At 56.9% G+C, this 7,009-nt stretch carries 8 protein-coding genes; 7 read left to right on the top strand and 1 reads right to left on the bottom strand.

The genetic code is table 11. From position 1 onward, the window contains the following. The 6 genes from tnpC to CSQ89_RS18755 all read left to right on the top strand — a co-directional run. The coding region (tnpC, locus tag CSQ89_RS18780) for an IS66 family transposase (RefSeq protein ID WP_143747093.1) at positions 1-1,003 on the top strand (1,003 nt) is incomplete at its 5' end. Between the two features lie 13 nt (positions 1,004-1,016). Continuing rightward, positions 1,017-1,517, top strand: coding sequence for a hypothetical protein (locus CSQ89_RS18775; protein WP_099407593.1), 501 nt, complete (start codon positions 1,017-1,019; stop codon positions 1,515-1,517). 153 nt (positions 1,518-1,670) lie between these two features. Further along, complete coding sequence (gene ribH, locus CSQ89_RS18770; protein WP_099407592.1) at positions 1,671-2,156, top strand: 6,7-dimethyl-8-ribityllumazine synthase; 486 nt, start codon at positions 1,671-1,673, stop codon at positions 2,154-2,156. A 153-nt stretch (positions 2,157-2,309) separates the two neighbouring features. Further along, positions 2,310-2,789, top strand: a complete 480-nt coding sequence (gene nusB, locus CSQ89_RS18765) for a transcription antitermination factor NusB (RefSeq protein WP_099407591.1) — start codon at positions 2,310-2,312, stop codon at positions 2,787-2,789. Between the two features lie 24 nt (positions 2,790-2,813). Next, complete coding sequence (gene thiL / locus CSQ89_RS18760; protein ID WP_099407590.1) at positions 2,814-3,773, top strand: thiamine-phosphate kinase; 960 nt, start codon at positions 2,814-2,816, stop codon at positions 3,771-3,773. A 63-nt stretch (positions 3,774-3,836) separates the two neighbouring features. Next, positions 3,837-4,328, top strand: coding sequence for a phosphatidylglycerophosphatase A family protein (locus CSQ89_RS18755; RefSeq protein ID WP_099407589.1), 492 nt, complete (start codon positions 3,837-3,839; stop codon positions 4,326-4,328). A gap of 249 nt (positions 4,329-4,577) precedes the next feature. Here the strand turns inward: CSQ89_RS18755 and CSQ89_RS18750 are convergent, their stop codons facing one another. After that, positions 4,578-5,534, bottom strand: a complete 957-nt coding sequence (locus tag CSQ89_RS18750; protein ID WP_099407588.1) for a carbohydrate porin — start codon at positions 5,532-5,534, stop codon at positions 4,578-4,580. 728 nt (positions 5,535-6,262) lie between these two features. On the opposite strand from CSQ89_RS18750, the gene CSQ89_RS18745 reads away from it, so the two are divergent. Then, entirely contained in the window at positions 6,263-6,586 is a 324-nt protein-coding gene (locus CSQ89_RS18745; RefSeq protein WP_099407587.1) for a hypothetical protein, read from the top strand. Positions 6,587-7,009: the final 423 nt, after the last annotated feature.

The raw sequence follows: 7,009 nt of genomic DNA, 5'->3' as shown, positions 1-7,009 counted from the left end.
GGGCATGGCCGCACCCGGGCTGCTAGCTCACATCATCGTCAGCAAATGGGCAGACCATCTGCCGCTCAACCGCCAAGCCGGTATGCTCAAGCGTCATGGCATTGAACTCTCGCCCAATACCCTGGGTGACTGGGTGCTGGCCTGTGGGGCGCTACTCAAGCCGCTGCATACACGCCTGTGCGAGATCGTGCGGCACAGCGACATTCTGCATACCGATGACACCATCGTTCCGCTGGCGCAGAAGGGTGGTACGAAACAGGCACGTGCCTGGGTCTATGTCGACCCGCACACTCGGCTGGCCGCCTACGACTTCAGCGAAACGCGCGCCGGCGAGCACCCACAAGCCTGGCTCAAGGGCTGGCACGGTTACCTGATGGCTGACGCCTATAGCGGCTACGACGCGCTCTATGCCAATTCTGCCATCCGCGAGGTAGCTTGCTGGGCGCATGTGCGGCGCAAGTTTTACGACATCGCTAAGCCAGCACCCAAGCGGGGACTGGCGCACGAGGCCATCGACCGCATTGCCGCGCTCTACCATGCTGACAACGCCCTGCGCGAACTCCTCTCCGATGAGCGACGACGAAGACGAGCACAGGATACTCGTCCGCTGCTCGACGACTTCAAATGCTGGCTTGACCTGCACCACCCCCAGTTGCTGCCGAAGTCGCCCTTGGCGCAAGCGATGGCTTATGCGCTGAGGAACTGGGCGGCGCTGATACGCCACCAGGAGGACGGGCGGCTACGCCTGGACAATAACCTGAGCGAGCAAGCCTTGCGCCCGATTGCCGTGGGCCGTGGTAATTGGCTATTCGCCGGTTCGGTGCGAGGCGGTCAGGCTGCTGCCGTGTTACTGAGCTTGGTGCATTCGTGCAGGCTATGGGAAGTCAATCCCTACGCCTATCTCAAGGACGTGCTGACCCGCTACCCATCGGCCAAGCCTGTCGACCTTGATCATCTGCTACCGCATCGTTGGGCTGCCGACCGTCCCGCCATCCCTTGTTGAATTGCCACCCTCCATGGACTTCAGTGCACTTCTTAAAGCCTTGAACGAGGCATCCGGGTTCGAGCTGTTCCGCCTTCGCGTTGCCATTGACCGAGCACTGGAACAGCCGCACTGGCAGGTTGCGATTCAGCGCCAATTGCACATTGGGCAGATGATCGAGTTCTTCGATGGTCAGGACAATCGCCTACGCACAGGGCGGCTCGTGGAAATGCGTCGCAAACAAGCCGTCGTAGAGTTGGATGAACCTACGCGTGTCTGTTGGCTGATCCCCTACGTATCGATCAACGTCGACGGCCTGGACGTAAGCATCCGCGAACAGCCCAAACGGGGGCTGGGTCGAAACGAAGTCGCCATCGGAGACATGGTTGGGTTCCGGGACCGCGACCACAACGAACGGGTAGGCCGCATCGTACGCTTGAATGACAAGACAGTGACACTGCGGGTTGATGGGCATCAGTGGCGCGTGGCCTACGAACTGCTCCATCGTTTCATCGAAGCACGGCGCACGCCATAAACCAGAAGCGCCTTCCGTGGGTAGATGCTGCCCGCCGGGTATTTACGATTGTTTTGACCAGCGGGGTTTAAAACACTAGAATTTCGCCCTTTTTTCAACGAATTAGACACCCCTCAACGGTTACGCTGACGCAAGGGGTTCGCAAGGTCCGCTATGTCCCACTTTGAAACTATCCCGGAAATCGCATCGAACCTCGACGGCACTGGCCTGCGCATTGGTATTGTGACGGCCCGCTTCAATAGTGATGTCTGCGGTGGCTTGTTGACGGCCTGTCGCGATGAACTCAACAAACTGGGCGTGGCGGATGGCAACATCCTGCTTAGCAGTGTGCCCGGTGCGTTGGAAATCCCCTTGGTATTACAGACCCTGGCCAAGTCGGGCAAGTTCGACGCCTTGATTGCGCTCGGTGCGATTATCCGCGGCGAGACCTATCATTTCGAGCTGGTTTCCAACGAGTCTGGATCGGGGGTGACCCAGGTAGGGCTGGATTTTGGTATTCCCATCGCCAATGCCATCCTGACGACGGAAAACGACGACCAAGCCTTGGTCCGCATGCAGGAAAAAGGCAGTGATGCCGCCAAAGTGGCGGTGGAAATGGCACGTTTGCAGCAAAGTCTGCGTGCGTTGTTGAAGCAGTAGCCAGTACCTGTCCCATGTCTGTGCCATCATCCTCTATTGGCGTGAGGCGTAGTGGGCATTGAGCAGGTACATAAGCAGTAAACCCGGCCTTGTGCCGACTCTGATTTACCCTGGCGCGGCTTTGGCCGCGCTTTCGCATTGACTGGAACCACCATGACCCAAGACGCCAAGGAAGTTAAGAAGGCCCCACAAAAATCGTCGCGTCGCCGTGCGCGCGAATTCGCGGTACAGGGCCTGTACCAATGGCAGCTGACGGGCGATAGTGTGGCAGCCATCGAGCGTTTTCTGCGTGACAGCAGCACCAGCTTCCCTCGGGCGGATGAAGGGTTGTTCCGCGAGGTTTTCTACGGCGCGATGCGCGATGCCGCGCAATTGAAAGAACGGCTGGTGCCGCATCTGGACCGTGATGAAGTCGATGTCAGCCCGGTAGAGCGGGCAACCTTGTTGGTGGCAGCGTTTGAGTTGATCAGTAAGCCGGAAACACCTTACGCGGTCATCATCAACGAAGCGATTGAGATCGCCAAGACATTTGGTGGTACCGACGGCCACCGGTTCGTCAATGGCGTGCTCGACAAGCTGGCAATGGAAGTGCGTGCTGCTGAAGTAGAAGCCGTACGCAACAAGCGTCGTTAAGCTACGTTACAGACAGCACAGACCATGGTGCTTGACGAGTTTGATCTGATCCACCGCTATTTTTCCCGCCCCACGTCCACCACGGTGCTGGGGGTAGGCGATGATGCGGCGCTGGTTGCTCCCGCTGCGGGGATGCAATTGGCCATATCGGCAGATATGCTGGTCGAAGGCCGACATTTTTTTCCGGGTGCCGACCCTTATTCCCTGGGCTGGAAGAGCCTGGCAGTTAATTTGTCTGATATGGCCGCCATGGGGGCAATTCCACGTTGGTTTACCCTGTGCATCTCGTTGCCGTCGGCGGATGCCGATTGGCTCGATGGTTTCTCGCGCGGTTTGTTTGCACTGGCTGAGCAATACGGGGTGGAGCTGATTGGTGGCGATACTACGGCCGGCCCCTTGACCATCAGCATCCAAATCATCGGTCAGGTCGAGACTGGGCGAGCCCTGTGCCGTCATGGTGCGCAAGCCGGTGATGATATCTGGCTGTCTGGCCCGACTGGGGCGGCGGCATTGGCGGTGCAGCATCGTTACGGCAACCTTGGCCTTGATGCGGAAGACTTGGTCTACTGCACGGTGCGGTTGGATCGACCTGAACCGCGCATTGCGCTGGGGAGAGGGTTGCTGGAGCTGGCTACGGCAGCTATTGATATTTCGGATGGTCTTGTGGCAGATGTCGGCCACCTTGCTGGGCGATCGGGCTTGGCGGCTCACCTATATCGGGCCACACTTGCTTTGCCGGCGTTGAGCGATAAGGCATTGGCATTACCTGTGTTTGAAAGCTGTTTGTTGGCGGGCGGGGATGATTACGAGCTGTGCTTTACTGCTTCACCTTCTTGCCGCAGCAGGCTGATGTCGTTAGGTGAGGCGCTGTGCCTACCCTTGGCTCGAGTGGGGACCATGCTTGTGGGGCAGGGCGTTGATGTACTGGATGATCAAGGCAACCCACTCTCATTGGCGCGCGCGGGCTTTAACCACTTTGCCTGATGGAATGAACTGTTAACGATTGATCGTTACCGTATTGCTTTCTACCAACCGCTTTTGAGCACCATGTCTGCTATACGCCAACCTGACCTTCGTCTTCTCTTCTCCCACCCCGCGCATTTCCTTTCTTTGGGATTCGGCAGTGGTCTGGCCCCCAGGGCACCCGGCACTTTTGGCTCGTTGACAGCGATCCCGCTTTATTTGCTGTTGGCCTTCTGGCTCAGCCCCTTGGCGATTGCGCTACTGGCCATACCGTTGTTTGTTCTGGGCGTGTGGACTTGCGACAAAACCGGTAAAGCGCTGGGCGTGTCGGACCATGGCAGTATCGTCTGGGATGAAATCGTCGCCATGTTGCCGTTGCTGGCATTGGCGCCGCAAACTGGGTGGGGTTATGCGCTGGCGTTCGCGCTGTTCCGTGTCTTCGATATCTGGAAGCCCTGGCCGATTCGTTGGTTTGATGCGCGTATCAAAGGTGGGCTTGGCGTGATGCTGGATGATGCCTTGGCGGCTATTCCTGCTGCGGCCTTACTCTATGGTGCTTTGCCCTTGCTGACCTGAGGTTCGATCACGTCCGGGCTTCGCGCGTATTCGCCCCTCTTGCAATTCAATCACCTACCATTTTGCAATGGTAGGTGGGCTAGTACATGGCTATTTGGCCTGTTGCTTAGAATCTGTCTACAGACTGCTGTGCGTCAGCAATACGGCGTTGAAAACAACCTTGGAATGCTCATTTACCCTGTGTAAATTCCGCTTCTTCGGCTGTTTCCGCCTTGTCTTGCCCTAGCTCGCGAGCCTTTAGACAGGTTCTTAGAACGCGTAGTTGATGCGAACACGAAGGGCCGTGACATCGTCGGCATTATTGCTGCCCGCGCCTTGTGAGTAGGCCAGCGCTGGGGTGATGGCCGCGCCTTTCACACCCATCAACGACATAGCGTAGGTAACGTAAGCCGTATTGACTTTGGCATCCCCCGCCTTGCCGGCGAGTACACCACCGCCCCATGCGCCCAGGACGCCGGTCAAGCCCGCGGTGATCATTCTCTCGTTGGCGACGTTTTTGCTCTGCGCGACGCTCAGGTTCAAGCTGCCATCGTTGCCAAGGTAGTAGCTGCCGGTAATGGCTGCGCCAGTACGGCTGACGCTGTTGGCGGACAGGGTTTCATACTTGAGTGCTTCCACACCCGCACGCAGGCTGAAATCACCGAATTTTACCGTTGCTACAGGGCGTACACCGCGGACTACGCTGGGGTTGGCTGCATCGGCCTTGTGTTCCACGATGCCCAGTTCAAGTGAAAAGGCTTCGGATGGGTTGACGGTCAGTGCGGCTTGCAGCAAGTCCGAACTGGTACGGCCGCGCAGCAAGTGGCCACGATAGGGGTCAAAGCCGGCGAAAGGCACCAGTGTGTCGCGGCCCAAGGGGAACAAATCGGCTGCTTCGAAGCGGCCCAATTTCAGGTCCACGGCCTTGGTACCAAATTGCACCCAGAGGTCGTCATCGTTTGCGGTGCTGTTACGATTGGCCAGGAAGCTTGCCTTGGCAGCGACGAACGCATCGCCATTGAGGCCTCGCGCCATGGTGATCAGTTCGACCCGGCCGTTTTGCGATGCGCCACGAACCGGCGAGTTCGCGATGGTGTTACCCGCCTTGGTGCTCACATAGTTGGTATCGAACTCAATGTTGGCGTTGAAGTCGAGCGCAGAACCTGGGGTAGCGGACAGGGCGGCGGTAAGGCTCAGTGCAATCGTGCTGGTACGTGTGTTGAACATGCTGATGTGTCTCCAGGACTGTTAGGGTTGATAGGGGCTTGAACAACGCCACATCGCGGCACAGGGCTAGGCATAGCCGCTCCCTGAAGAGCCCATAGGCACGATGGCGGCACGGTCTGCTTTTTCGTGAGGGGGGTTGTTCACTGCACCTTGGCGGGTATTGCTAAAGCCGTGAGTGCAAAAAGGTTGGTTGGCTTGACGTTGGCTAGGCGGTTTGTCTCCCCAGGTAGAGCCTGGGTGTGCTGGTTATTGATCAAGTATTGATGCGGGTTTGGCTGGTCGTTTTTAGAATCGGCGCGATTGTCAGATTTGAGTAGACTAATTGTCAAATATAAGTAATTACTTAGTAACGAAAATAGATCAGTACGTTTAGGCCAATTTTGGTCAGACAGTTAGAGCTCATGCGGCTTTCCGAGGAGCAGGACCCGTTTTTTGGCTGTTGTTTTTCTGCACGGCTGCGCAGTAAGATTGTGAACGGGCTGTTGGTGAGAGACCCACTACCGAGGTGACATTGGCAGAGACGTGTACCCTGGATTTGCCGATGATCCACTACTGATGGAAGAAGCCCAGCCGGTGTGCTTGGATAGTCAATGTAGGGTGATGCTTTATCGTATTCATGTACGCGCCGTTGAAGTCGTTGCCACATATTCGCGGCGCTGGGAAATGGGTGCACGTTTCAGCTTGTTCCTGGTCGGCCAGAGGAATAAGCGGGGTAGGGAGGAAGAGAAATGCGAATAACCGTTGCCTTGTTGCTGCCGCTGGCTTTGTTGCTGGGGGCGTGTGCTACGTTGCCGCCGCCCGTCAGTGTGGATGAAGCGCTCAAGTTGAGTCAGGAAGGGAATAGCCCTGATGCAATTATCGAGATGATGCGCGCCAGCCGGTCCAGCTATAGCCTCAGCGCGAGCGATATCCTGCGCCTGAGTAAGAGCGGCTTGCCTGAACCTGTATTGGACTATATGCAGAAGACGCAGATAGAGGCTATTCGCCAGGAAGAGCGTCTAAGGCAATGGTCGGAACGTGGCCGCTGGGGATGGGACTGGTATCGTTGGTAAGCCACGATGACATTGCGCCAAGTACACGCAGAATGGTATTTCGGGTACCCGATAGAGAAACGAGCGCAATGTGTAAGTTATCTGGATGCTTGCCTGTGGTTTGCACTTGGAGTTGAACGGTTTCGATTCGACCGATGAGGTGCCATTTGCCACTGCGGTATAGCTGTATATGGGATCGATGTTACCTGTATTGAGGACGCTAAAAGGCTCGCCGCTTATGATTTAGCCTCTGTCGAAGTCCGGTGCGACGGTAATCACAATGACAGGCGCGAAATATCGCTCCGGATTTCTCTCTACGGGGGTGTCAGGATTTCCGTGTTCAGGGCGGGTTTGAGATTCACACGGATGGCCGAATAAACCGGTCCGCGTAAAGAATAGCGAATTGGTTCATCGCCGTCTTCCAATCCTTAGCGGCACGACTCC

The organism is Chitinimonas sp. BJB300, from assembly GCF_002735695.1.
In the GTDB taxonomy this organism is placed as follows: Bacteria; Pseudomonadota; Gammaproteobacteria; order Burkholderiales; family Chitinimonadaceae; genus Chitinimonas.
This window is presented reverse-complemented; position numbering and strand designations above follow the sequence as displayed.